Origin of the sequence: Methylobacterium sp. V23 (assembly GCF_002917135.1) — a bacterium.
GTDB lineage: Bacteria > Pseudomonadota > Alphaproteobacteria > Rhizobiales > Beijerinckiaceae > Methylobacterium.
Map to the genome: position 1 here is coordinate 493,265 of NZ_PDHT01000001.1, position 26,245 is coordinate 519,509.

Annotated in this window: 17 protein-coding genes; 11 read left to right on the forward strand and 6 right to left on the reverse strand. The window is 69.0% G+C overall.

Going from position 1 to position 26,245, the window contains the following annotated elements; translation table 11 throughout:
- Positions 1 to 105: 105 nt before the first annotated feature.
- The gene (locus CRT23_RS02285; protein ID WP_103708388.1) at positions 106 to 1,260 is read right to left on the reverse strand and encodes an aminotransferase; all 1,155 of its coding nucleotides are present in this window, start codon (positions 1,258 to 1,260) and stop codon (positions 106 to 108) included.
- A 731-nt stretch (positions 1,261 to 1,991) separates the two neighbouring features.
- Between CRT23_RS02285 and CRT23_RS02290 the strand changes: the two genes are divergently transcribed.
- The 5 genes from CRT23_RS02290 to zwf all read left to right on the forward strand — a co-directional run bounded on the left by CRT23_RS02290 (position 1,992) and on the right by zwf (position 13,140).
- Positions 1,992 to 3,488 (forward strand): MdtA/MuxA family multidrug efflux RND transporter periplasmic adaptor subunit, encoded by a 1,497-nt coding sequence (locus CRT23_RS02290; RefSeq protein WP_103708389.1) that lies wholly within the window; start codon positions 1,992 to 1,994, stop codon positions 3,486 to 3,488.
- 4 nt (positions 3,489 to 3,492) lie between these two features.
- The gene (locus CRT23_RS02295; RefSeq protein ID WP_103708390.1) at positions 3,493 to 6,618 is read left to right on the forward strand and encodes an MdtB/MuxB family multidrug efflux RND transporter permease subunit; all 3,126 of its coding nucleotides are present in this window, start codon (positions 3,493 to 3,495) and stop codon (positions 6,616 to 6,618) included.
- Positions 6,615 to 9,920, forward strand: coding sequence for an efflux RND transporter permease subunit (locus tag CRT23_RS02300; RefSeq protein WP_103708391.1), 3,306 nt, complete (start codon positions 6,615 to 6,617; stop codon positions 9,918 to 9,920). The genes CRT23_RS02295 and CRT23_RS02300 overlap by 4 nt, the downstream gene beginning before the upstream one ends.
- Positions 9,917 to 11,476, forward strand: a complete 1,560-nt coding sequence (locus tag CRT23_RS02305) for an efflux transporter outer membrane subunit (RefSeq protein ID WP_103708392.1) — start codon at positions 9,917 to 9,919, stop codon at positions 11,474 to 11,476. Before CRT23_RS02300 ends, CRT23_RS02305 begins: the two co-directional genes overlap by 4 nt.
- 137 nt (positions 11,477 to 11,613) lie before the next feature.
- A complete protein-coding gene (gene zwf, locus CRT23_RS02310; RefSeq protein ID WP_103708393.1) occupies positions 11,614 to 13,140 on the forward strand; it encodes a glucose-6-phosphate dehydrogenase in 1,527 nt (508 codons plus the stop codon).
- On the opposite strand, the gene CRT23_RS02315 is transcribed toward zwf, so the two are convergent.
- The 3 genes from CRT23_RS02315 to CRT23_RS02325 all read right to left on the reverse strand — a co-directional run bounded on the left by CRT23_RS02315 (position 13,120) and on the right by CRT23_RS02325 (position 16,041).
- Positions 13,120 to 13,935 (reverse strand): restriction endonuclease, encoded by an 816-nt coding sequence (locus CRT23_RS02315; RefSeq protein ID WP_103708394.1) that lies wholly within the window; start codon positions 13,933 to 13,935, stop codon positions 13,120 to 13,122. The two genes, zwf and CRT23_RS02315, sit on opposite strands and share 21 nt — an antisense overlap.
- A 342-nt stretch (positions 13,936 to 14,277) precedes the next feature.
- Complete coding sequence (locus CRT23_RS02320; protein WP_055947609.1) at positions 14,278 to 14,772, reverse strand: MucR family transcriptional regulator; 495 nt, start codon at positions 14,770 to 14,772, stop codon at positions 14,278 to 14,280.
- 585 nt (positions 14,773 to 15,357) lie between these two features.
- On the reverse strand, positions 15,358 to 16,041 hold the full coding sequence (locus tag CRT23_RS02325) for a class II aldolase/adducin family protein (RefSeq protein ID WP_103708395.1): 684 nt from the start codon (positions 16,039 to 16,041) through the stop codon (positions 15,358 to 15,360).
- Between the two features lie 166 nt (positions 16,042 to 16,207).
- Here CRT23_RS02325 and CRT23_RS02330 point away from each other — a divergent pair, with 166 nt between their 5' ends.
- Positions 16,208 to 18,838, forward strand: a complete 2,631-nt coding sequence (locus CRT23_RS02330) for a bifunctional acetate--CoA ligase family protein/GNAT family N-acetyltransferase (protein WP_103708396.1) — start codon at positions 16,208 to 16,210, stop codon at positions 18,836 to 18,838.
- An 18-nt stretch (positions 18,839 to 18,856) separates the two neighbouring features.
- Here CRT23_RS02330 and CRT23_RS02335 read toward each other — a convergent pair whose 3' ends face one another.
- On the reverse strand, positions 18,857 to 19,810 hold the full coding sequence (locus tag CRT23_RS02335) for an AraC family transcriptional regulator (protein ID WP_103708397.1): 954 nt from the start codon (positions 19,808 to 19,810) through the stop codon (positions 18,857 to 18,859).
- Positions 19,811 to 20,336: 526 nt separating this feature from the next.
- On the opposite strand from CRT23_RS02335, the gene CRT23_RS02340 reads away from it, so the two are divergent.
- The 3 genes from CRT23_RS02340 to CRT23_RS02350 all read left to right on the forward strand — a co-directional run bounded on the left by CRT23_RS02340 (position 20,337) and on the right by CRT23_RS02350 (position 21,411).
- Positions 20,337 to 20,546, forward strand: a complete 210-nt coding sequence (locus CRT23_RS02340; protein WP_055947623.1) for a cold-shock protein — start codon at positions 20,337 to 20,339, stop codon at positions 20,544 to 20,546.
- 134 nt (positions 20,547 to 20,680) lie between these two features.
- The gene (locus CRT23_RS02345; RefSeq protein WP_280951942.1) at positions 20,681 to 21,043 is read left to right on the forward strand and encodes a DUF6481 family protein; all 363 of its coding nucleotides are present in this window, start codon (positions 20,681 to 20,683) and stop codon (positions 21,041 to 21,043) included.
- A gap of 173 nt (positions 21,044 to 21,216) precedes the next feature.
- Entirely contained in the window at positions 21,217 to 21,411 is a 195-nt protein-coding gene (locus tag CRT23_RS02350; protein ID WP_055947626.1) for a hypothetical protein, read from the forward strand.
- A gap of 97 nt (positions 21,412 to 21,508) precedes the next feature.
- Here the strand turns inward: CRT23_RS02350 and CRT23_RS02355 are convergent, their stop codons facing one another.
- Complete coding sequence (locus CRT23_RS02355) at positions 21,509 to 22,429, reverse strand: L,D-transpeptidase (protein WP_055947629.1); 921 nt, start codon at positions 22,427 to 22,429, stop codon at positions 21,509 to 21,511.
- Positions 22,430 to 22,763: 334 nt separating this feature from the next.
- Between CRT23_RS02355 and CRT23_RS02360 the strand changes: the two genes are divergently transcribed.
- Together CRT23_RS02360 and CRT23_RS02365 are read left to right on the forward strand one after the other, a co-directional pair.
- Positions 22,764 to 23,012, forward strand: a complete 249-nt coding sequence (locus CRT23_RS02360; protein ID WP_103708398.1) for a hypothetical protein — start codon at positions 22,764 to 22,766, stop codon at positions 23,010 to 23,012.
- 212 nt (positions 23,013 to 23,224) lie between these two features.
- Positions 23,225 to 25,975: a PAS domain S-box protein gene (locus tag CRT23_RS02365; RefSeq protein ID WP_103708399.1), complete on the forward strand. Its 2,751-nt coding sequence runs from the start codon at positions 23,225 to 23,227 to the stop codon at positions 25,973 to 25,975.
- Positions 25,976 to 26,245 lie beyond the last annotated feature (270 nt).

Here is a 26,245-nt window from a genome sequence, read left to right on the forward strand (position 1 = left end):
GCTCCGGGGCAAGTCCAGCCTGTGAGAAGGGTGCTGCGTGGTCATGCGTCGGGATGTGGCCCCGGTCGCGCGCGCCCGCAAGCGTCGCCCTTGCGAACCGGCCCATCAGGCCGCCTGCCGCCCGACGGCGGTGAGCCGGTCGAGCGCCCGGTCGAGGACGTCGTCGGCCTTGGCGAAACACAGCCGCACGAGGTGGCGCACGGAGGCATCGGGATAGAAGGCGCTGATCGGAATCGCGGCCACGCCGTGCCGGCGCACGAGGTCGTCGCAGAACGCGACGTCGTCGTCGCAGCCGAGGGGCGCAAGGTCGACGTTGAGGAAGTAGGTCCCGTAGGAGGGCAGCACCCGGAAGCCTCGCTCGGTGAGGCCTGCCGACAGGCGGTCACGGGACGCGGCGAAGCGTGCGCGCATGCCGGTGAAGTAAGCGTCGTCCTTGGCGAGCCCGTAGGCCACCGCCTCCTGCAGGGCAGGCGGCGTCGTGAAGGTGAGGAACTGGTGGGCGTTCGCGACCACCCGCATCAGGGGGGGCGCCGCCATCACGAAACCGACCTTCCAGCCGGTCAGGCCGAAGATCTTGCCGGCCGAGCCGATCTTCACGGTTCGGTCGCGCATGCCCGGCAGCGCCATCAGCGGGCAATGCCGTGCGCCGTCGAAGACGATATGCTCCCAGACCTCGTCGCAGACCGCCACCACGTCGTGCCGCGTGCAGAAGGCGGCGAGCAGCGCCAGGTCCTCGCGTCCGAAGATCGTAGCGCTGGGATTGAGCGGATTGTTCAGGATGACGAGCTTCGTCCGATCCGAGAACGCCTCCGCGAGGGCGTCCGCGTCGAGGCGGAACTGCGGGGGCCGGAGCGCCACGATGCGCGCGACGCCGCCGGCGCGGCGCACCAGCGGCAGGTAGGCGTCGTAGAGGGGGGCGAACAGCACGACTTCGTCACCCGGTGCGATCAGGGCGAACAGGGCGGCGGCGATGGCCTCGGTGGCCCCCGACGTCACCATCACCTCCGCCGCCGGGTCGAGATCCAGCCCCTGATGATGCGCGTAATGCGCCGCGATCGCCCGGCGCAAGTCGGGCAAGCCCATCATCGGCGGGTATTGGTTGTCGCCGTGCAGCACGGCCTCGGCGGCCTTGCGCCGGACATCCTCCGGTCCCGGATCGTCCGGGAAGCCCTGACCCAGGTTGATCGCACCGAGTTCGCGGGCGAGGCCCGACATCACCGTGAAGATGGTCGTCGGCAGGTCGGCGAGCACGGGATTCATGGAGTGCGGGGGTTCGGGGGGCAAGGAACGGAGCGTCGAGCCGTGGCGTAGCACGCCCCTTCGTCCCGGTGAAATGTGCGTCCTCGCACGCTGCCCAAAGCCCCGCCAAGCAGCTGGCCTGACGATTGTTGACTTTCATCAGCCATCACGTAACTCTCGACTCACGGCTGGAGCGGTGATTGCCAGCGCGGGACTTCGCCCCCTCGTTCCGTACACGTGTCGTCGCCGCTCCGGTCCTTCCCAAGAAGAGGTCGTCGCTTCCCCCAGCGGCGGCCTTTTCTGTTTACCGGTGGCTGATTGCCCGAGGACCGGCCGCGTTCACCGGAGCGTCCCGACACGGATTTGCAAGCGCGGGCGCAGCAGCAATACGGTGGAAACGCGAAGGCCGCACTGGAGTCGCATTGGTTCCCTAGAGCGTCTCTCATGCCGTGCCGCGACCGCCTTGAAGACCTGGGACCGGCCGGGGTCGAGCTTCGATGGGATGGGGCCGGTGATCGGCCGAGACCTGCCGATGCGAGGCGCAGGGTGCGACGTCGCTCGATCCTGTCCCGGGGCGCCCACGGACCTTATTTCATCGGCAGCGCCTGCCGATCCGGGCGAGCGCCAACCGGGCATGCGCGAACCGGGCCCGCGGCACGGGATTGCGGTGCGCCGGAGGCCGTTGGTCTCGTGGGGGCTTGTCGGTTCTTCCGCTCGCAACGCCGTCCGCAACACGCCATGATCGTCAGGCCATGAACGAAACCTCACCCATCCGCACCGAGACAGCGCGCGAATACCCCGGGACGGTCCGTGGCGACGCGCGGCCGGGCGACGTGCTGCCGCGCGAGACGCGCGCCGCGCCACCGGCCCGTCGCAGCCGGGCGGGGCTCTGGTTCATCCTGCTGCTGATCCTGGCAGGGGCCGGATACGCCGGATACCGCTTCTACCTCGCGCCCAAATCCGAGACCCAGGTCGCCGCCACCTCCGGCCGAGGCAAGGGAGGGGGCGGGCGCGGCGGCCATGGCGAGCCGGCCCAGGCGGTGGGCATCGCCACGATCGCGCCCGGCGACGTGCCGATCGTCCTCGCGGGCCTCGGCACCGTAACTCCGCTCGCCACCGTGACGGTGCGCTCGCAGATCAGCGGCTATCTGACCGAGATCGGGTTCCGCGAGGGCCAGACCGTGAAGAAGGGCGACTTCCTCGCCCAGATCGATTCGCGCCCCTACGAGGCCCAGCTCGCTCAGTATCAGGGCCAGCTGATGCGCGATCAGGCGCTTCTGCAGAACTCGAAGCTGGATCTGGCCCGCTTCCAGCGGCTCAGCCAGCAGGACTCGATCTCGAAGCAGAACGTCGACACCCAGGGCGCCCTCGTGAAGCAGAACGAGGGTACGGTGGCGGCCGACCAGGCCCTCGTCGACCAGCAGAAGCTCAACATCACCTACACCCGCATCATCTCGCCCGTGGAGGGCCGAGTCGGCCTGCGCCAGATCGATCAGGGCAACTACGTCACCGCGGCCTCGACCAGCATCGTGGTGGTGACCCAACTGCACCCGATCTCGGTGGTCTTCACCCTGCCGGAGGACGACGTCGCGCGGGTGATGCGCCGGGTGCGCTCCGGCGCCAAGCTCGCGGTCACGGCCTACGACCGAGGCGACACCAACGTCATCGCCACCGGCGTGCTCGATACGGTGGACAACCAGATCGACACCACCACCGGCACCGTGAAGCTGCGCGCGATCTTCGAGAACCAGGACGACGCGCTCTTTCCCAACCAGTTCGTCAACGCCAAGCTCACCGTCGATACGGTGCGCGACGCACCCATCGTCCCGACCGCGGCGATCCTGCGGGGAACCCCGGGCACCTACGTCTATCTCCTCCAGGGCGACGACAAGGTCGTGGTCCGGCCAGTCAAGCTCGGCGAGGCGGACGGCGTGCGGACGGTGGTGACCGAAGGGCTGAACGTCGGCGACCGCGTGGTCGTGGACGGCACCGACCGGCTCCGCGACGGTGCCCCGGTGCGCATCACCGAGGAAGGCGGCAAGCCCCGGAACGCCTCGCCGCGGGACCATGCGGCCGACGCCCAGGGCAAGGCGGTGGGGAGCCAGGGCGCCCCGGCGGAGGCTCAGAGCACGCCGGCCGCCGCGCCGGTGACCGAGGGCGCCAAGCCCGACGCCGCCAAGGCCGATGCCGTCGCTCCCGAGGGCCAGAAGCGCGAGCGCCGGCGGCAGCGTCCGGCCGAGGCGCAATGACCCGATGAATCCGTCCCGCCTCTTCATCCTGCGGCCGGTCGCCACCACGCTGTTCATGCTGGCGATCCTCCTGGTCGGCATGGTGTCGTACCTGAACCTGCCGGTCTCGGCCCTGCCGTCGGTGGACTACCCGACGATCCAGATCCAGACCTTCTATCCGGGGGCCAGCCCCGAGGTAATGACCTCGGCGGTGACGGCGCCCCTGGAGCGGCAGTTCGGGCAACTCGCCAACCTGAACCAGATGACCTCGCAGAGTTCGGCGGGGGCCTCCGTCATCACCCTGCAGTTCAGCCTGGACCTTCCCCTCGACATCGCCGAGCAGCAGGTGCAGGCGGCGATCAACGCGGCCGGAAACCTCCTGCCGTCCGACCTGCCGGCGCCGCCGATCTACGCCAAGGTCAATCCGGCCGATGCGCCGATCCTGACCCTGGCGCTGACCTCGAAGACCCTGCCGCTGACCGAAGTGCGCGATCTCGCCGAGACGCGCCTGGCCCAGAAGATCTCCCAGGTGGCCGGCGTCGGCCTCGTCAGCACCGGTGGCGGACAGCGCCCGGCCGTGCGCATCCGCTTCAACGCCCGCGCCCTGGCGGCCTACGGGCTCAACATCGACGACCTGCGCACCACGGTCACCAACCTCAACGTCAATACGCCCAAGGGCACCATCGACGGCCCGACCCAGTCCTACGCGATCAACGCCAACGACCAGATCCGCGACCCCAAGGCCTATGACGACGCGATCATCGCCTACAAGAACGGCGCGCCGGTCCGGCTGTCCGACGTGGCCGACGTGGTCAACGGCCCCGAGAACACCAAGCTCGGCGCCTGGATGGACGAGACGCCCGCCGTCATCCTGAACATCCAGCGCCAGCCCGGCGCCAACGTCATCGCCACCGTCGACAAGATCAAGGCGCTGCTGCCCCAGCTCCAGGCGACCCTGCCAGCCGCCATCGGCGTCACCGTGCTCACCGACCGCACCACCACGATCCGCGCCTCGGTGCACGACGTGCAGGTCGAGCTGGCGCTGGCCATCGGCCTCGTGGTGCTGGTGATCTTCCTGTTCCTCCGCAGCGTCTCCGCGACCCTGATCCCGAGCCTGTCGGTGCCCCTCTCCCTGATCGGCTCCATGGCGATCATGGACCTCTACGGCTTTTCCCTCGACAACCTGTCGCTGATGGCGCTGACCATCGCGACCGGCTTCGTGGTCGACGACGCCATCGTGGTGATCGAGAACATCGCCCGCCACGTGGAGGAGGGCGACTCGCCCCTGGAAGCGGCGCTCAAGGGCAGCCGCGAGATCGGCTTCACCATCATCTCGCTCACCGTCTCGCTGATCGCGGTGCTGATCCCGCTCCTCTTCATGGGCGACGTGGTCGGGCGCCTGTTCCACGAATTCGCGATCACCCTGGCGGCCACCATCATCATCTCGGCGGTGGTCTCGCTCACCCTCGTGCCGATGCTGTGCGCGCGCCTGCTGAAAGCCCACGTGCCGGGCAAGGCCGAGCGCAGCGAAGGCGTCGTCGCCCGCACCGCGCGCCGGGGCATGGACGGCATCATCGCGGGTTACGGCCGCATGCTGCGGGTGGTGCTGCGTCACCAGACGCTGACCCTCATCGTCACCCTCGGCACGATCGCGCTCACCGCCTACCTGTTCGTGGTGATCCCCAAGGGGTTCTTCCCCGTTCAGGATACGGGCGTCATTCAGGGCGTGACCCAGGCGGACCAGACCGTCTCCTACGCCGCCATGGCCGAGCGCCAGCAGAAGCTCGCCGCCATCGTGCTGAAGGACCCGGACGTCCAGAGCCTGTCGTCCTTCATCGGCGTCGATGGCCAGAACGTCACGCTGAATTCCGGCCGCTTCCTCATCAACCTGAGGCCGCAGGAGCAGCGCACCGCCCGCGCCCCCGAGATCATCGAACGGCTGAAGGCGGCCACCACCGAGGTCGCAGGCATCCGCCTCTACCTGCAATCGGTGCAGGACCTGACCATCGACACGGCGGTGGGCGCGACCCAGTACCAGGTCATCCTCGAGAACCCGAACCTGACCGAGTTCGAGACCTGGGTGCCGCGCTTCGTACGGGCGCTGCAGGCCTCGCCGCTGCTCATGGACGTGGCGAGCGACCTGCAGGCGAGCGGGCTGGCCGCCTACATCACGATCGACCGGCCCACCGCCGGGCGCTACGGCATCACGCCGGCCACGGTCGACAACGCTCTCTACGATGCTTTCGGCCAGCGCATCATCTCGACGATCTTCACCCAGTCGAACCAGTACCGGGTCATCCTCGAGGCCGATCCCGACCTGCACAAGACCATCGAGAGCCTGGACCACATCTACCTGCCGTCCTCGACGGTCGCCTCCGGCCAGGTTCCGCTCTCCGCCGTGGCCCAGGTCAGCGAACGGCGGGCGCCGCTGCTGATCAGCCATCTCGGGCAGTTCCCCGCCACCACCGTGTCGTTCAACCTCGCCCCCGGCGCGGCCCTGGGCGACGCCGTCACGGCGGTGGAGGCGGCGCGTCAGTCCATCGACCTCCCGCCGAGCTTCCGCGTGGTGCCGCAGGGGTCGGTCTTCGCCTTCCAGTCGGCGCTCTCGAACCAACTCTTCCTGGTGCTGGCCGCCATCGTCACCGTCTACATCGTCCTCGGCGTCCTCTACGAGAGCTTCATCCACCCGATCACCATCCTGTCGACCCTGCCCTCTGCCGGCATCGGGGCGCTGATCGGGCTGATGCTGTTCGGGCTCTCCCTCGACATCATCGCGATCATCGGCATCGTGCTTCTCATCGGCATCGTGAAGAAGAACGCCATCATGATGATCGATTTCGCGCTCCAGGCCGAGCGCGAGGAAGGGATGAGCCCCCGCGATGCGATCTACGAAGCCTGCATCCTGCGCTTCCGGCCGATCCTGATGACGACGCTGGCGGCGCTGTTCGCCGCCGTGCCCCTCATCGTCGGCACCGGCGTCGGCTCCGAACTGCGCCAGCCCCTGGGCATCGTCATCGCGGGCGGCCTCATCGTCAGCCAGGTGCTGACCCTGTTCACCACCCCGGTGATCTACCTCGCCTTCGACCGCCTGGAGCGCCGCCTCTCCGGCCGCCGCGCCGGCGGGGCCGACAGCGTCGAGGCGCTGCCGTGAACGTCTCCGAGCCGTTCATCCGGCGGCCCGTCGCCACCACGCTCCTGACCATCGGCGTGCTGCTCGCCGGCATCTTCGCTTTCATGAAGCTGCCGGTGGCGCCGCTGCCGCAGGTGGATTTCCCCGTCATTCTGGTCCAGGCGCAGATGGCGGGCGCCTCGCCGGAAACCATGGCCACCACGGTGGCGGCGCCCCTGGAGCGCCGCCTCGGCTCCATCGCCGACGTCACCGAGATGACCTCGACGAGTTCGCTCGGCTCGGTACGCCTCGTGCTGATGTTCGGGCTCAACCGCGACATCGACGGCGCGGCCCGCGATGTCCAGGCAGCAATCAACGCCGCGCGGGCCGACCTGCCCACGGCGCTCCGCTCGAACCCGACCTACCGGAAGTTCAACCCGGCCGATGCCCCGATCCTCATCCTGGGCCTGACCTCCGACACCCTGACGCCGGGACAGCTGTACGATTCCGCCGCCACGGTGGTGCAGCAGAAGATGTCCCAGCTCCCCGGGGTCGGAAACGTCGATATCGGCGGCTCGTCGCTTCCCGCCGTGCGGGTGGAACTCGATCCGACGGCCCTGTTCAACTACGGCATCGGCCTCGAGGGCATCCGCGCAGCCCTGGCCTCGGCCAACGCCAATTCGCCCAAGGGCGCGATCGAGACCGACACCCGCCACTACCAGCTTTACGCCAACGACCAGGGCCGGGTGGCCGCCGATTATCGCGACCTCGTGGTGGCCTATCGCAACGGTGCCGCCGTGCGCCTCACGGATGTCGGCAAGATCGAGGATTCCGTCGAGGACCGGCGCAATCTCGGCCTCGTCAACGGCAAGCCGGGCGTGATCCTGTTCATCTACAAGCAGCCCGGCTCCAACGTCGTCGAGACGATCAAGGGCCTCAAGGCCGCGATCCCGCAGGTCAAGGCGGCGCTGCCCGGCGACATCGACCTCACCGTCACGGGCGACCGCAGCGCCACCATCCGCGCGTCCTTGGCCGAGACCGAGGAGACGCTGGTCATCGCGGTCGCCCTGGTCATCTTCGTGGTGTTCCTGTTCCTGCGCTCGGGCCGTGCCACCCTGATCCCGGCCGTCGCCGTGCCGATCTCCATCGTCGGCACTTTCTCGGCGATGTACCTGCTCAATTACAGCCTCGACATCCTGTCCCTGATGGCGCTGATCATCGCCACCGGCTTCGTGGTCGACGACGCCATCGTGGTCTTGGAGAACATTCAGCGCCACATCGAGCAGGGCAAGCCGCGGGTCGAGGCGGCGCTTCTCGGCTCGCGCGAGGTCGGCTTTACCGTCATCTCCATGAGCCTTTCCCTGGTGGCGGTGTTCCTGCCGATCCTGCTGATGGGCGGCATCGTCGGCCGCCTATTCCAGGAGTTCGCCGTCACTCTCTCGCTCGCGATCCTGATCTCCCTGGTGCTGTCCCTCACCACCACGCCGATGATGTGCGCCCTCCTGCTCCGGCGCGAGGCGTCGCACGGGACGGCGCGGCCGAACTGGCTGGTGCGGGGCCTGGAGGCCGGGTTCGACGGCATGCTCGCGGGCTACGAGCGCACCCTCCGAATCGCCATGCGGCACCGGCGGCTCGTCGTCCTGACCCTGTTGGCGACGGTGGGGCTCAACGTCTACCTCTACATCATCGTCCCGAAGGGCTTCTTCCCCGAGCAGGATACGGGGCAGATGATGGGCGGCATCCAGGCCGACCAGCGCATCTCGTTCCAATCGATGAAGCAGAAGCTGGAACAGGCCACCGCCATCGTGCAGGCCGATCCGGCCGTGGACAGCGTCGTCGGCTTCACCGGCGGGCGCGGCACGAATTCGGCCAACGTCTTCGTCGGCCTCAAGCCCCGGGGCGAGCGCGAATCGATCACCGCCGTGATGGCGCGCCTGCGCCCGAAGCTGTCCCGCGTCGCCGGCGCCCGGCTCTACCTCTTCCCGCGCCAGGACCTGCGCATGGGCGGGCGCCAGAGTTTCGCCCAGTACCAGTACACCCTGCAGGGCGATACTGCGGAGGAGCTGTATCAGGCCGCGCCGAAGCTGGTTCAGGCCCTGCAGAAGAACCCGATCTTCGCCGACGTCACCTCCGACCAACAGGAGGGCGGCCTGGAGAGTCGCCTCGTGATCGACCGGGCCAGCGCCTTCCGCTACGGCCTCACCCCGGACAAGATCGACAACACGCTCTACGACGCCTTCGGCCAGCGCCAGGTCTCGACCATCTACAACCCGCTAAACCAGTACCACGTCGTGATGGAGATCGCCCCGCGCTACCTCCAGAGCCCCGACACCCTGAAGATGCTCTACGTCTCGACCTCGGGCGGCAAGGCGCGGGGCTCGGCCACCACCAACGCGGTGGCAGGCAGCGTGGCGGGCGCCCCGGCCGTTGCCGCGAACGGCGCCGTGGGCGCGACGGCAACCGCCGACGCCAGCGCCGCCTCCATCGCCACCGATTCGGCCCGCAACGCGGCCGCCAACGCCATCGCAGGCGGCAAGGGCGGCGCCTCGTCCAGCGCGCCAGTGTCGAGTTCCAAGGAGACGATGATTCCGCTCTCGGCCTTCGCCCGGCTGGAGACCGGCAATGCGCCGGTTCAGGTGAGCCATCAGGGCCTGTTCGTCGCCACCACGATCTCGTTCAACCTCGTGCCGGGCAAGAGCCTGTCGGACGCCACCGCCGCCATCGACGCGGCGATCACCGACCTGCGCCTGCCCGCCACGATCCACGGCGAATTCGCCGGCTCGGCGAAGAGCTTCCAGGAATCGTCCTCGCGCCAGCCGCTGCTGATCCTGGCCGCCCTCGTCGCCGTCTACACGATCCTTGGAATCCTCTACGAGAGCTTCGTCCACCCCGTGACGATCCTGTCGACGCTGCCCTCGGCCGGCATCGGCGCCCTCCTGGCGCTCCTCGTCTCGGGGACCGAGTTCACCGTCATCGCGCTGATCGCGGTGTTCCTGCTCATCGGCATCGTGAAGAAGAACGCGATCATGATGATCGACTTCGCGCTCGATGCCGAACGCACCCGGGGGGCCTCGCCACAGGACGCAATCTTCGAGGCCTGCCTCTTGCGCTTCCGCCCGATCATGATGACAACGCTGGCCGCGATGCTCGGTGCCTTGCCCCTCATCCTCGCCGGCGGAGAGGGCTCCGAGCTGCGGCGGCCCCTCGGCATCGCCATCGTCGGCGGCCTGATCGTGAGCCAGATCCTGACCCTCTACACCACCCCTGTCGTCTACCTGTACCTCGACCGGCTGCGCCGCCGCGGCGCGCCGGCGGCCGGCGTAGCGCTGAGCCCTGCCGAATGAGCGATTTCCGTCGGCTGATAGGGCCCGCTCGCGATTCCCGCTCTCCCGCACAGGGCGGTGCGCGCGCGGGCGCCCTCCGCGCCACCGCCATCCTCCTGGCCACCACCGTCTCGGGCTGCATGGTCGGTCCGGACTATGCGCGTCCCTCGGTGGAGACGCCCCTGGCGTTCAAGGAGGGGGGCACCCGCGAGGACAGCGCCGCCTACGTGGCGAGCCGCAAGGGCTGGCGTCCGGCCGCGCCCAATGACGGGGCCGAGCGCGGAGACTGGTGGCGGGTGTTCCGCGATCCCACCCTCGACCGGCTGATCCGCCTCGTGGATGTCGACAACCAGAGCCTACGGGCCCAGGTGGCCGCCTACGAGCAGGCGCGCGCCTTCGTCGCCCAGGCCCGTGCCGCCCTGTTCCCCACGGTCACGGGCGCCCCCAATGTCTCGCGGTCCCGCTCTCTCGGGATCGAGCGCACCAACGTCTCGCTCCAGGGTCAGGCAAGCTGGGAGCTCGACCTGTTCGGCCGCATCCGCCGCAACATCGAGAGCGAGGTCGCCACGGCCCAGGCCAGCGCCGCCGAACTCGCCCTGGTGCGCCTGACGCTCCAATCCGAGGTCGCGATCAACTACCTGACGCTGCGCTACCAGGATTCGCTCCAGCGCGTGCTCAACGAGAACATCGAGGGCTACAAGAAGAGCCTCGCGATCACCGAGAACCAGTACAATGCCGGCGTCGCCGCGCGCTCGGACGTGATCACGGCCCAGACGCAGCTCCAGACCACACAGGCCCAGGCGATCGCCATCGGCCTGCAGCGCGCCACCTTCGAGCACGCCATCGCGCTCCTCGTGGGCCGCCCGCCCTCCGAATTGAGCCTGCCGGTGGCGCCGCTCGCCGCGCGGCCGCCCGCAGTGCCGGTCGGCATTCCTTCGACGCTCCTCGAGCGACGTCCCGACGTCGCGCAGGCCGAACGCACCGTCCAGGCCCAGAGCGAGCAGATCGGCGTCGCCGTGGCGGCGTTCTACCCCACGGTGACGCTCTCGGCCTCCGGCGGGATCTCGGGCAGCCCGGCCAACGGCCTGTTCTCCGCCGTCAATCAGGTCTGGTCGGTGGCGGCCGCCGGCACGGAGGTGTTCTACGACGGGGGTGCCCGCGCGGCGGCCCTGCGCATCACCCGCGCGGCCTATGACGCCAGCGTGGCCAGTTACCGCCAGACCGTGCTCACCGCCTTCTCGGAGGTCGAGAACGGCCTTGCGGGCGTGCGCATCCTGGCCCGGCAGCAGGTGGCCCAGGACGAGGCCGTCGCCTCGGCCCGCCGCGCCGTGGAGATCACCCTGAACGAGTATCGAGCCGGAACGCAGAACTTCACCACCGTGGTCACGGCGCAGGCGCTCGCCCTGAACAACGAGGTCGTCGCCCTGCAGATTCGCCTCAACCGGTTCACCACGGCCGTCTCGCTCATCCGTGCGCTGGGCGGCGGCTGGGACGTCCGCAGCCTGCCGAGCGGCGACGAGCTGAAGAACGCGCGCCTGCCGGTGGATTCCGGCCAGGCGGTCCGCACCGACGAATAGGGGCCTGCCCCGCGTCCCGGTCGGGTCAGCCCATGCGTTCGGACACGACCTTGGCCGGAACGTCGCCGGACGCGGCAGGTTGACGAGCGGATTTGGCCGGCGCGTCGCGCGGCAATCGCGAGTGGAGGCCGTGGGCCATGGACCAGACACCCCCCGCCAAGGCACCCGCCGGGACACCCGAGCATCAGCCCGTCCCGGCGGCACCCCCCTGCACGCTGGTGATCTTCGGGGCCTCCGGCGACCTGACGAAGCGGCTGCTGATGCCGGCGCTCTACAACCTCGCGGCCGGTGGCCTGCTCGACCCGCAGTTCCGCATCATCGGCGTCGATCACAACGCCAACACCGATGCGGGCTGGCGCCAGGACCTGACGGAGACGATGCAGTCCTTCACCACGGACCGCACCTCGGAATTCCACCCCGACCACATCGACCCCAAGGCCTGGGGCTTCGTCGGCGAGCGCCTCAGCTTCCGCCAAGGCGACTTCACCGCCGCCGACACCTTCACAAGCCTCGCTCAGGCGCTGTCCGGCAACGTCATCTTCTACCTCGCGGTCTCGGCCCGCTTCTTCGGGCCGATCGTCGACGCTCTGGGTCAGGCGGGGCTCCTGAAGGAGGACAAGGGCGCGTTCCGCCGGGTCGTCATCGAGAAGCCGTTCGGGAGCGACCTTGATTCCGCCCGAGCCCTGAATGCGCGAATCCTCAAGCAGGGGGCCGAGAGCCAGTTCTTCCGGATCGATCACTTCCTCGGAAAGGAGACGGTTCAGAGCATCCTGGCAATCCGGTTCGGTAATGGACTGCTCGGGCCGGTCTGGCATCGCGACCACGTCGACCACGTGGAGATCACCGCGGCGGAGACGATCGGCGTCGAGGCGCGCGGCGCCTTCTACGAACCCACCGGCGCGCTGCGCGACATGGTACCGAACCACCTGTTCCAGCTGCTCTGCATGGTGGCGATGGAGCCGCCCAAGACGCTCGATGCCGAGGACGTCCGGGACGAGAAGGCCCGGCTGATTCAGGCGGTGCAGCCGGTTCAGCCTGAGCAGGCGGTTCGCGGCCAGTACGGGGCGGGCCAGGAGCACGGGCACGCGGTGCCGGCCTATCGCGACGAGCCCAACGTCGCGCGGGATTCCCGCACCGAGACCTACGTCGCCCTGAAGCTCGCCATCGACAACCCGCGCTGGAAGGACGTTCCGTTCTACCTGCGCACGGGGAAGCGAATGACCGACCGCGTCACCGAGATCGCCCTTCATTTTCGGCCCCCGGCGCACTCGCCCTTCGCCGCTCCGGGCGCGCCCGTCACCCCCGACGTCCTGCGCTTTCGCATCGACCCCGAGCAGGGGATGGACATCGTGATGAACGCCAAGCGCCCCGGACCGCGCCTGGAGCTCGGCCGTGTCACCGCGGCGTTCGATTACGGGGATTTCTTCCAGGAGACGCCGAGCGTCGGATACGAGACGCTGCTCTACGATTGCCTGATCGGCGACGCGACCCTGTTCCAGCGTGCGGACAGTATCGAGGCCGCCTGGGCGGTGGTCGATCCCCTGCTGAAGGCCTTGGCCGATGCACCGGTGGAACCCTACGCCGCCGGGAGCGACGGCCCGGAGAGAGCGACTTTGCTCCTGGCCGCGCAGGGCCATCGCTGGCTACCGCTCGGCAAGGGCTGAGGGCGAAGGCCGAACGCCGCGCCGCTTGGCGCCGGCCGGCGAGGCAAGCGGCGCCGGCTGCATCTCGGCAAGGGCGTCGTGGTGCAGCAGCAGGACACCGGTGGCGGCGGCGAGCTTGCGCGCCGCCGGGGTGAACCCGGCATTCGAGACGACCGCCGCCCTGTCGGCGGACCAGTACCGCATCGCCGCCGCGATCTCCTGCACGGCGCCGTTGCCCACCGGCCGCCCGTAGCGCTTGCACTGGACCACGAGACGGATTCCGGCCTGCTCCGCGACGATGTCGGCGCCCTGGTCGCCGCTGGCCTGGGTGGCGCGCGCGTTCCAGCCGGCCTCGCGCAGGCGTCCCGCACAGTAACGCTCGTAGGCGATGCCCTCCTCGGGGGCTTCGCTCTCGTCCGGCAATTGCACCGCATCCGCCACCCGATCGATGATGGCGAGAATGTCGTCCCAGGCTCCATCGATCTCGCCGCCACGGCCCCGGGCCTCCAACTGCGGCACCACCGTGCGCTCGGCGAAGTAGGTTCGCTCGCGCTCCCAGCCGTCGCTGATCAGGTTGCCGTAGGCATCGATGAAGCATTCCTGCCGCCGCCGCAGGGCCAGGGTCGGCGCATGCGGGCGTGCGATCCTCCGGATCAGCCGGCGCAGGCGCCGCGGCCGGTCGAGATGGTGGAGGACGACACCGGCGAACGCCAGTCCGGCCCCGATGGCGCCGGGCTGCCCGAACCACAGGGCGCAGCCCCCTCCCAGTACGGACGTCCAGAACAGGCGCGCCACGAGGCGCGATCGACCCGACATGTGGTGGTCCCAACCGGAGGTGGGCCGAGATCGTTCGACGCTCGGCCGCGTCGGACCCGACCGTGGCAGCGGAGGGTTGCGCGTTCTCTAACGCCGCCCGGGCTGGGGAGGGCAGGGACGAATCCGGATGCCCGAAGATCTTGCGGACCGGCGCATCGGTTCTGCGATCACGCCGCGGCAAGCCGATTCGAATACCAATCTGATCTATGAAAGGTACGCTTCCACCGTATCTGCCAAGGTCAGGGCAGACGCGGTCGACAAGCTGTGGACAAGACGAACAAGGCCGAGGCAGAGCGCCCCGGCCTTGTTCGTCGCCGGTCCGGCATCCGTTGCTTCCGGACGTCAGGCCTGCGCCGCCACCTTGGGACGACGTCCGCGCGGCGTCGACCCTGCCTTGGCCTCGATCTCGGCCGGCAGGCTCTCCTGCTTCCGACGCTGCTGACCGAGACCCATGTTCTTGGCCAGTTCCGAACGGGCGGCCGCGTAGTTCGGGGCGACCATGGGATAATCGCTCGGGAGGTTCCACTTGGTGCGATACTGCTCGGGCGTCATCTCGTAGCGCGTCCGCAGGTGACGCTTGAGCGACTTGAACTTCTTTCCATCTTCCAGGCAGACGACGTAGTCGGGCGTGATCGAGCGCTTGATGGAAACCGCCGGGGTCAGAGGCTCCGCCTTCTCTTCGGTCCCGACCTGGTTGAGCTTGCCCAGGGTGGCGTGCACCGAGCCGATCAGGGCCGGCAGGTCCGCGATCGGAACCGAGTTGTTGCTCACGAATGCCGATACGATGTCGGCCGCGAGTTCGATGTAGTCCGGCAGGATTCCGTTCTCGGCGCTCATTCTGAATCTCTCGTTGCGTTTTGAAGACCGCCCAGCCCGACGGCGTCCTGCCGTTTGGGAGGTTTGGATGCCGCGGTCTGGTTGTGACTTGCTGGTTGCTATGATGCAGCAAAGCAAAAGGCAAGAGGCTCAGCAGGTCTCGTATAGGTTGCATTGGGCCGATTTCTGGTGAACTCGAATAGACCAGCAACCAGTGCCATTCCGAGAAACCGGACTAAATTTGCGCGATTTTCTCTGATCCTGCACGAACTGGGGGATCGACGGCTCTAAAGCCTCAAGGTTCGTATCGACGAACCGAAAAAATAATTTTCTATGGGAGGGAATATGATCTCATACAGACCAAGTCTGGGGAGAGATTTGAGCCGAAGCGGACCTCAAGGCCCTATTGCGGGCAAAACAGGCCCAAGGACTAATTTGGTTCTTGAATACAAAATCTATACGCACGCATGGCCGTGCAGGCTGTGGAGACCGCGCGTATTTTTTTCTGCAGCCACGCGCGGATCTGCGTAAAAATTTACGTAGGTCGGACCGAAAAGGTCCCGAACGGACGTTTTCAACGCCCGCTTCAGGCAATGCGAGACCTGATCACCCTTCCGTTCGGCTACGCGGACCGTAGGATTTGAACCGTTCTACCGTTCTCCAGATCTCGTCATCTGGCAGCACGACGGGGTTTCCGACCTGAAGCGCGACCGCATATTGGCGGCAGAGCGCTTCCACTTCGACCGCGAGCCAGAGGGCCTTCCGGAGATCGGAGCCGATGGCGATCATGCCGTGATTGGCGAGGAGGCAGGCCATCCGTCCCTCCAGGGCCGTCAGGGCCGCCGCCGACAGGGCTTCGGTGCCGTAGGGCGCGTAGGGGGCACAGCGCACGGTCGGTCCGCCTGCCGCCGCGATCATGTAGTGCACGGCCGGAATGTCCCGACCGCAGATCGCGAAGGCGGTGCAGTGGGTCGGGTGCGCGTGGACCACCGCGTTCACGTCCGGACGTGCTGCGAGGATGTCGCGGTGGAAGTGCCACTCGGAGGAGGGGGCGAGCGGGTGGGTGAACCCGCCGTCGAACTGCATCGCCACGATATCTTCCGGCCGTAGGGTCTCGGCCGGAATCCCGGAAGGCGTGACGAGGAAGCCGTCGCCCGCCCGCACCGATACGTTGCCGGAGGTGCCCTGGCTCAGACCGAGCGTGAGAAGATCACGCATGGCGGCGACGATGTCGGTACGGATCGTTCCGTCCGCTGTTTCAGAGGCGGGCGAGGAGGGCTGGGACGGCATGCAGGTCTCCGGACGCGAACGCCCTACCGGTCGGGCGCAGGCGGTCTATAACACCGCCTGCCGGACGTGCTCGCCGTCCGACCCGGTTACCAAGCCGGTGACGCTCCTGAGGCCGTGACGGTTCAGGGGCGGCCGCCCCGTCACCCGAGCAGAGGCAGTTCGGCCGATGAGTACGTACCGCTTCGAGGCGCTGGTCGCCCCGCGCGCGATCGCCCTGGTCGGCCTTGAGGCAGGTCCGGAGGGGCTGGCCGAGGCGGCCCTGACCAATCTGCGGCGCGGCGGCTTTCCGGGGCCGATCCATTGCCTCGGCTCCGATGCGGCCGCCGGTCAGATCCCGCGCTTCGCCGACCTTCCCGAGGCACCGGACCTCGTCATCCTGGCGACCCCGGCCGGAGCGATTCCCGGTCAGATCGCGGAGGCCGGGCTGCGCGGAGCGGCCAGTGCCGTCATCCTCACGCCGGACGTCAGCGACGCGATCTGCGAGGCGGCGCGGGCGGAGGCTCGCCACCACGGCCTGCGCCTCCTCGGGCCCGGCAGCATCGGCCTCTCGGTTCCCGGCGCCCACCTCGATGCCAGTCTCCTGGCCCGGGCCCCCAAGGCCGGCGACCTGGCGCTGGTGTCGCAGTCGGGCACCGTCGCCGCCGGCATCGTCGAATGGGCGGCACGCCGGGACGTGGGCTTCTCGGCCGTGCTGTCCCTCGGCATCGCCTGCGATATCGACGTTGCGGACTGCCTCGACCACTTCGCCGCCGACATCCGGACCCGGGCGATCCTGCTCTCCCTCGATGCGGTCGTGGATGCGCACAAATTCATGTCGGCCGCGCGGGCGGCCGCGCGCGCCAAGCCGGTCGTGGTGCTGCGGGCGGGGCGCCACCGGGCCCCGGCCCGGCACGCCGCGACCCATACGGGCGCGCTCGCCCGGCCCGACACCGTCTACGAGGCAGCCTTCCGCCGCGCCGGGCTGCTCGCGGTCGAGAGCCTGGATGCGATGTTCTCCGCGGTGGAAACCCTCGGGCGGCAGCGCCCCTTTCCGGGGCATCGTCTCGCGATCCTGGGCAATGGACGCGGCATCGGCGCCCTGGCGGCCGACCGCCTCGCCGATCGCGGCGGCACCCTCGCGGCGGCCGGGACGCTCGGCAATCCCGTCGATCTCGGCGTCGCCGCCGGACCGGAGGCTTACGCCGCCGCCCTCGCGCCCCTGCTGGCGGATCCGGGCAACGACGCGGTGCTCGCGGTCCATGTGCCGACGGCGCGCTCGGACGGCACTGAGGTCGCGGGAGCGATCGCCGACACCGTGACCCGGATCCGTCGAAACGGCGCCCGCAAGAAGCCGGTCTTCGCCGTGACGATCGGTGAGGAAGCCGAGGCGGTCGGACGCCTCGCCGCCGCGGGCATTCCGCGCTTCTCCACCGAGGACGCGGCCGTCGAGGGATTTCTGCACCTCGTGCGCTATCGCGAGGCGCAGGACGACCTGATGCGCACGCCGGATTCGCTGCCGCGCGACTTCTCCCCGGACATCGAGGCGGCCCGCGCCGTCGTCGCGCGCGCCGTGGCCCAGGGGCAGACCTGGCTCGACCCCGTCGCGGTGGCCGACCTTCTCGCCGCCTACCGCATCGACAGCGTACCCCTGACGCTGGCGCCCGACATCGATGCCGCCGCGACGGCCGCATGGCCCATCATCGCGCAGGGCGGCGCCGTGGCCCTCAAGGTCGTCTCGCCCGACATCGTGCACAAGTCCGACATCGGCGGCGTGCGTCTCGATCTCACCAGCGAGGCCGACGTACGGCTGGCCGCCGCCGACATCCTCTCCCGGGCCCGGCGGCTGGCGCCGGAGGCGCGGATCACCGGATTTGCGGTCCAGCCGATGATCCGGCGCGGCAAGCAGCGCGAGTTGATTGCGGGGCTCGCGGAGGACCCGACCTTCGGGCCGGTGGTGGTGTTCGGGCGCGGCGGCACGGCGGTGGAGGTCATCGACGACCGGGCCCTCGGCCTGCCGCCCCTCGACCTGCGCCTCGCCTCGGAGCTGATCGACCGGACCCGCGTCGCCCGGCGTCTCGCGGCCTATCGCGACGTGCCGGCCGTGAACCGCCACGCGGTGGCGCTGGTCCTGGTGAAGCTGGCGCAACTGGCGGCCGACTGCCCCGAGGTGCGCGAACTCGACATCAATCCGCTCCTCGCCGACGAGACCGGTGCTCTCGCGCTCGATGCCCGCGTGATGGTAGGGGCCGAGACCGCGGCCGGCCGGCGCCCCCGGGGCGCCTACCATCCGCGCTTCGCGATCCGGCCCTATCCGGTGGAATGGGAGCGCACCCTTCACCTTCGGGGCGAGACCATCACGGTACGGCCGGTGCGGCCGGAGGACGAGGCGCTGTTCCTGACCTTCTTCCAGTCGGTCAGCGCCGAGGACCTGCGCTTGCGCTTCTTCGCCCCGGTCCGGGACTTCAACCACGCCTTCCTGGCCAAGCTCACGCAGCTCGACTACGCCCGCGCCATCGCCTTCGTGGCGATCGACGCGGCCACCGGGGTGATGCTCGGCGCCGTGCGTCTGCACGCTGATGCCAATCATGAGAGCGGCGAATACGCCATCCTGATCCACGGCGACCGGAAGGGGACAGGCCTCGGCCATGCCCTGATGAGCCTGATGATCGACTGGGCCCGGGTCGAAGGGCTCTCCCGGGTCGAGGGGACGGTCCTGCGCGAGAACCGCGCCATGCTGGCGGTTTGTCGCCAGCTCGGTTTCGCGGTCCGCCCGGACAAGGAGGATGGCGCCGTGGTCAAGGTTTCCCTGGCCCTGTAGCGGTTCGGCCGACCCGCTTCACGCCCGCTCGGTGATCCGGCGGACGCCGCCGGGATCGGCGCTGGCGCTGAATTGCGACGGCGTCATCCCGTAATGCTGTCGGAACAGGCGGCTCAGCTGAGCCGGGCTGCGGAACCCGACTGCCTCGGCCAGCACCGCGATGGGGTGCGGTTGCGCCGGCGCGCTGAGTGCCGCCTTGATCCGCTGCAGCCGGGCGGAGCGGATGAAGCACTCGACCCCGCCGACCGGCTGGAACATCGCGAAGAGCTTGGAGCGCGAGGCGCCGATGCTGCGTGCGACCTCCGCGGCGCTCAAGTCGGGATTGCCGAGATTCGCCTCGATATACAGGCGGGCTTTCTGGTGCAGCCGCGCCGGATCGCTGAGGGAGGTGCCGTGACCGAGGGCGGCGGTGATGGCCTGGGCCATTAGGGTTGCGGTGTGGGCGAGGGTCTCGGCATCGAGCGCGGCCAGATGCGGCAGGCGGTCGCGCAAGCGCAGGAGGTGGGTGGTGTAGGGCGCAGCGATGTCCGGCGGAATGACGAGGCCGTGGAGCGCATCCAGGGGGCCGAACCAGCGGCGGGCGAAGGCGCGCGGCATGCTGACGAAGTTGCGTCGCTGCTGCGGGATGTCCTGGGCGTCGCGGATGATCGCCGGCCGGGAGAAGTCGATGGCGTAGACGGAGCCGGCTCCGGTCCGCACGTCGCGGCCATCGAAGTTGCCGATGATGCTGCCGGTCTCGACATGTTGCAGGATGATCGCGTCGAGGCCGTCGAAGCCGAGTTTCTGCGCGGGCCGGTGAAAGATGAACGGGACGCCGTCCATGAAATGAAATCGCAGGTGTTCCGACCAGAAGCTGGTGATGTCCACGTGGAAGGGCGTCACCAGGGGCGTCACCAGCGCCGCGCTGGCGAACATCAGCTGATAGACCTGCGCGGCGTCGTCCTGTGGGTAATCGCAGCTTGAGAACTGCACGCGTCGGAGCGGGAAAGTCCCGTCTGCAGGGTGTTGGTCCGATGGCGAAGCGTGCAAGGCCGGGTCACGACTGTTGGGCGCGGGATCGACGTCATTACGAGGATCGACGTCATCTGGTTCCGCTCCGTCGACCGTATCGCCTGGAAAGGCTGCGGCGCCGACGGGCGCGGTGCGGTCGGCGCGACCCGCGCCCGACGATCCAGACCGCACGAACCTGATGCCACCGCGGGACTGCGAACAGAATTTCAAGCCGGATTCCAGCAAAGAACGCGGGAGATACACCCTGCGGGCACAGATATCTCGGCCGCGGGATTTGCGCCGTGTGTCGGCTGATTTGAAATTCGATTTGCTAATCGGCTGCGAAGCGCGTAGACATTCAATATCAATTCAGCGGCAGAACCTCGGTGGCGCGGTTTCGTTATGAAATCGTGTGCCAGAGATCTATGTCTTGAGTTGGTAACGGAGACGGCCGCGCATGATCGCGTGGACCTCCGGTAGATGAAGCCCGCAAGGGCGAAGGAATACGATGGCTGTCGGTACTGTTAAGTGGTTCAACGAGACAAAGGGTTTCGGTTTCATCCAGCCGGATAACGGCGGGAGCGACGTGTTCGTGCACATCTCGGCCGTCGAGCGCGCCGGCATGCGCGGCCTCGCGGAAGGCCAGAAGGTCTCCTACGAGATGGAAACCGACAAGCGCAGCGGCAAGCAGTCCGCCGGCAGCCTCCAGACCGTCTGATCACGGCGGGCTCCCTCGTGGAGCCCGACCTGTTTCGAGAGCCGCTTCCCGAATGGGAGGCGGCTTGCTTGTGTTCTGAGACCCGATTCCAGGGGAGCGCGCCCGAGGCGGCCTCCCGCATGACAGGATCCTGTGTGAGCCAATTCAACCCGAACTCGATGACCGACCGCCTCAAGGCCGCGACCGAAGCCCGCGCCGCGGCGCTGGCCCGCTTCCGGGACCGCCCGGCTGCCGATGATCCGGCCGTGCTCGCCCGCAAGGCGGAGCGGGCTCAGATCGCCCGGGAGCGCGAGGTTCGCGTGGCGGCCCGCGAGCAGGCCCGGCTCGAGGCCGAGGCTCAGCGCGCTGCGGAAGCCGAGGCCGAGCGCGAGCGCCAGGCCGCCGAGGAGGTTCGCGCCGCCGAGGAGAAGGTGGTGCAGGCCGCCGCCGCACGCCTGGAGCAGAAGGCTCAGCGCGACGCGCGCTACGCCGCCCGCAAGGCCAAGGCGCGCCGCTGAGGGTTTTCGTCGCCGGGATCGTTCGATCCCGCGACCACACGGCGGATCCGGGGCGGGTCCGCCCGACGGTGCGTCCCTCGGGACGGGCCCGCATCACCGGGACCGCTGCAGCGAGCGGGTCCATCCCGGGCGCGACGTCAGTCCGCCCAACCTCCAGCGAGGAGACAAGCGCCATGTCCCACAAGTTCAAGATCGGCCAGCGCGTGCGCCGCGCTCAGATCGGCTACACCGCCCCGAAGAGCGATATCTCCGACGTCTTCGAGATTGTCCGCCTCGTCCCCGAAGATCAGACCGGCGAGCCGTTCTACCGGATCAAGTCCGGGAGCAGCGAGCGCGCGGTGCGCGAAGGCGAGATCACCGAGGCCTGAGCGGCGTTCCTTCGCGCCCGGCGCGGAGGCACGGACCAGCAGAGCGAAGGTAGGCCGCGGCCTCCCCCTCATGATGCGAGGGGGAGGCCGTTTTTCGTCAGCTCATCACCACCACGCGCGAGCCGATCTCGACGCGGCCGTAGAGATCGATGACGTCCTGGTTGATCATCCGGATGCAGCCCGACGACACGCTCTTGCCGATCGACTCCGGCTCCAGGGTCCCGTGGATGCGGTAGAGCGTGTCCTTGTTGCCCTGCCAGAGGTAATGGGCCCGCGCCCCGAGGGGATTGTGCGCGCCGCCGGGCACGCCGAGGCCGCTCTGGAGCTGGGAGACGGAGCGCGCCAGCTTCGGCGTCCGCGCGATCATCTCCTTGGGCGGATACCAGTCCGGCCACATCTGCTTGGAGTTCACCGTCGAGGCGCCGGACCACGAGAAGCCCTGCTTGCCCACGCCCACGCCGTAGCGCCGCGCCCGGCCATTGGGCTGGACGAGGAAGAGGTGATGCGCCCGCGGGTCGACCACGATCGTGCCCGGGGTCTCGGACCCCGTATAGGCGACCTCCTGGCGGAGGAAGGACGGGTTCGCTTTGCGCCAGTTGAAGGCATAGACCGGAAAGGGCTCATCGGTGATCGCCGCGTAGGCGCGGTTGAAGTCGATGGGGCCATCGTCGATGGGCTTGGCCGGGGCGGCCTGCTGCGCCGAGGCCGGCGGCACCTGCCGCGGGGCGTAGAGATCCGCATCCGGATCATCCGCCACGGCGCGGCCGCGCTGGCTTCGCACCGGATCGAGCCCGCGATCCGCGCCGCGCTCGGAATAGGGCACGTACTGGCCGCCCCGACGACGATAGAGCCGTCCCTCCTCGTCGCGATACAGGCGCTCGTCGTCGTAGGGGCCATCCCCCGCGAGGGCACCGCCGAAGAGGCCACGCCCCTGCGCCAGGGCGGACCCGACAGGCGTGAGGAGCGCGAGGCTCGTCGTCGCCCCGGTGAGAAGCGTGCGGCGGGTCGTCTGGGACATGGACGTTGCTCGGAAGATAGTCAGAGAAGGGTCGTTCGAGCCTGGGCCTAGCAAGTCGACGCAGAGACGTCACGTCATCTGAACGATGGGCAGCCCTGCATGGGCACCAAAGTTCGGGGGCGATGCAGTGCGGGCACAATCATAGGGTTTGGAAACCATCCAGAAAACCTTTCGAAGACCCGCGCGAATACGCCGGCATCGCGCTTTCACCATGTCTGCGAAAAAGCGGTGATCGACCCCCGGCCGGAATGGTCGATCGATTGCAAAACGAAGCGGCGTGCCGACATAGGTGGTCGTCCGCAGAGCCCTCTCCCCAGATCATGGAACGCGACCCGTGCCGGTCCCCCCGCGTCCCCGTCACCGCGCGCGCCCTGCGGCGCTCGCGTTCCTCCTGCTCGTCTGCCTCATGCCCTCGGAAGGGCAGGCGGGCCGCAGCCGAACCGCGCGCGTCGCGGAGCCCGCTGCTCCGGTGACGAGCTGGACCTCCAGCGAGCCGGAGAACCCAACCTGCCAACGCACCCGGCGCAAGCTCTGGCAGGCGGGCGAGGGCTGGGTGGTCCGCAGCATCACGGTCTGCCGGTAGAGCTCCGGGTGCACCGCTCGCTCGCACGCGTGCAAAATTGATTTGCGCGAAATTGATGATCTGCCTGCGGTTGAACGTAGGACAATCGCGCGCGCTTCGCTAAAGCTGGCGGGGTCCGCGTCGGGTCGACCGTCCACGGTCGCGTGCGAGGATCAAGGGCGCAGGATTGTCCGAGGCGCAGTGCATCGGGGGGAGCGTGGCCGGAGGGACGATTGAGTAGGACCGGCGACGCGCCCGAGACGGGCCCCGAGGCCCTGGCGCGCTACGACATCCTGGATACCGGGCCCGAGGACGGGTTCGAGGATATCGTGACGCTCGCATCCCGTCTGCTGGAGATGCCGGTCTCCCTGGTCTCGCTGGTCGATACCGATCGCCAGTGGTTCAAGGCCCGCGTCGGCTTTGCGCGGTCCGAGACCTCGCTCACGGAGTCGATCTGCGCCCACGCCGTGCGGCAGGACGGGCTCTTCGTCATTCCCGACACCACGCGGGATTCGCGCACCGCGGACAATCCCCTCGTCACCGGCGAACCGCATGTCCGCTTCTACGCCGGGATGCCCCTGCGCACGCCGGAGGGGACAGCCCTGGGGACCCTCTGCGTCCTCGACACCCAGCCGCGCCAGCTCTCCGAGGCGCAGGGCTTCATCCTGCGCACCCTCGCGGGCCGGGTGATGACCGAGCTCAACCTGCGGCGCGCCCTGAAGGAGCGTCGCGCGAGCGACCGGCACAATGCGGCGATCATCGGGAGCGCCATCGATTACGGCATCGTCACCCTGGACCTCGCCGGCCGGGTCACGAGCTGGAATACGGGCGCCGAATGTGTCCTCGGCTGGAGCCAGGCCGAGATGCTGGGCCAGCCGGCCGACCTCTTCTTCACGCCGGAGGACCGCGCACGCGGAATGCCCGATCACGAGATGCGCCTCGCCCGTGATCTCGGACGGGCCAACGACGAGCGCTGGCACATGCGCAAGGATGGCTCGCGCTTCTGGGGCATGGGCGAGATGATGCCCCTCAAGGACGAGGCGGACCGGCAGGTCGGCTATCTCAAGATCCTGCGCGACCGCACGCCCCAGCGCCAGGCTGACGAGGCGCTGCGCAGGCAGACGGCCCTCCTGCAGACCGTGACCGACCATCTCAGCGAGGCGGTGGTCCGCCTCAGCGAGGACGACGTCGTCATCTTCGCCAACCCCGCCGCCGAGGCGATGCTCGGCTGGCCCCTCGGCAGCCTGATCGGCCGCAACCTGCACGACACGGCGCATCATCATCATCCCGACGGGCGTCCGTTCCCTCGCGAGGAGTGCGAGGTCGTCCGCTCCCTGCGCAGCGGCGTCGCCCTGCGCGACCGCGAGGCGACGTTCTTCCGGCAGGATGGATCGCCCATCGACGTCATCACCAACAACGCCCCCATCATCGAGGACGGGGTGGTGCAGGGGGCCGTCCTGACCCTGACCGACATCACCGAACGGAAGGCGGCCAATGCCCGCCTGCGCCGGAGCGAGGAGCGTCTGAGCCTCGCCCTCAATGCGTCCGGCATGATCGGCACCTGGGACTGGGACCTGCGCGAGGACGTGATCTATGCCGATCCGAACTTCGCGCGGATCTACACCGTCGATCCGGAGCGCGCGGCCCTGGGCGCGCCCCTGGCGGAGTACATCCGCAACTTCCACCCCGACGACATGCCGCGCTTCCAGGCGGAGCTCGACCGCCTGTTCGCGGGTTCCAAGGAATTCGCCTGCGAGTACCGGATCCTCCAGCCGGACGGCTCCCATCGCTGGGTGATCGCCCGCGGGAGCCTGGTGCGCGCCGCCGACGGGACGCCCCTGCGGTTTCCGGGCGCGTCGGTCGACATCACCGAGCGCAAGCGCGCCGAGGAGCGACAGGCCGCCCTGGTCGAGCTCGGCGAGCGCCTGCGAGAATTGCAGGATCCCGGCGAGATCGCCTTCGTGGCCGCCGAGATCGCGGGCCGGACCCTGGGGCTGACCCGCGCCGCCTACGGCGTCCTGGACGATTCGGGAGCCTATCTCGACGTCGTCCGGGACTGGACCGTGCCGGGGGCGAGTACCCTCGTCGGGCGCCATCGCTACGCCGATTACGGCTCCTACCTGCAGGAGCTGCGCCAGGGGCGCGCCGTCGTCATCGCGGACGTGGAGAGCGACCCGCGCACCGCCGACCGATCCGGCGCCTTCCGCGCCCTCGACGTGCGCACCGTGATCAACCTGCCCTTGATGGAGCGCGGGCAGCTCGTGGCGGTGTTCTGCCTGCACGATTCGAAGCGGCGCGACTGGACGCCGGACATCCTCGATTTCGTGCGCAACGTCGTCGACCGCACCCGCGCCGCCGTGGCCCGCCTCCGCGCCGAGGAGCAGCAGGAGCTGGTCAACCGCGAACTCAGCCACCGCATGAAGAACCTGCTGGCGATGGTGCAGTCGATCGCGACCCAGACCATGCGCAGCGCCATCGATGTCGACACGGCCAAGGAGGTGCTCGCCGGCCGCCTCATCGCCCTCGGCCAAGCCCATGACCTGCTGATGGGCGGCGCCCTCGGCAGCACCCTGATCGGCCCGGTGGTGCGGGGGGCCCTGAAGCTGCATGAGGATCGCGAGGGGCGTTTCCGCCTCGATGGGCCGGACCTCGAAATCGGTGCCAAGCCGGCCCTGTCGCTGGCGCTGATGCTGCACGAGCTCGCCACCAACGCGGCCAAGTACGGGGCGCTCTCGGATGAGGTTGGCCACGTGGCGATCCGCTGGGAGGTCCGTGACGAGGCCGGCGAGCCGACGCTGGCCTTCTCCTGGGCCGAGATCGGTGGCCCCCCGGTGACGCGGCCGACACGCAAGGGGTTCGGATCGCGCTTCATCGAGCGCGGGCTCGCCGGCCAGGTCGGCGGCACCATCGCCCTCGATTTTCCTGCCGACGGCGTCACCTGCGCCATCGCCGCGCCGCTGGCGGCCTTCCAGGCCGACGGCTGACTCCGCGCATGCCTGCTGCGACCCTGGACACTTCCTGGGCACTGCCGTCTCGCGCGGCACTCGGGCGCCGCTGGCAGTGGCAGGTGACGGTCCATGCATCGGCCCGGCCTGACGGCGAACGGCATCCCTGAAACTGGCACGTTCGGTGCTTGGCTCGATCCGTCGCCGCTCGGCGACGCGCGGAGCAAAGGCGCTCCGCATGCGGACGGCGTGAGTCCGGATCCCTTGGCATGCACGGCCGCGCCGCGGCCGCGAACCTCGAGACGCACT